1 protein-coding gene is annotated in these 299 nt (G+C 37.8%); it reads left to right on the top strand.

Translation table 11 applies throughout. The features are described from left to right. Positions 1–32: 32 nt before the first annotated feature. Positions 33–299 (top strand): hypothetical protein (locus ACFILA_RS09855; protein ID WP_375661161.1); only part of this gene is annotated, 267 nt, incomplete at its 3' end.

Below are 299 nucleotides of genomic sequence, written 5' to 3'. Positions count from 1 at the left end.
CTAACCAAGTCGGTAAAGATTTCGAAATTACTGTGACAAAGCCGGATGATAACGACAAGGTTAACTATTATTTTGCTGATGATAGTCAAGTGCAAAAGGATATTCAAAGAACAATCGTGGGGACGACTAACACGACAGCGGTAGATCCTGTTATTGGATCAGATAATCTAGCAATTGGGAAACAAACAATTGTTAGCAAGCCAACTGTAAATGTAACAAGTACTACGAATGGTAACACCAAAACTTTTCATGTCCATATTGATGGTGATTATGCTGGGTTTAAGCATGATACCAATGGA

It is taken from the genome of Bartonella sp. CL71SXKL, assembly GCF_042194935.1.
Classification (GTDB): domain Bacteria; phylum Pseudomonadota; class Alphaproteobacteria; order Rhizobiales; family Rhizobiaceae; genus Bartonella.
This window is presented reverse-complemented; position numbering and strand designations above follow the sequence as displayed.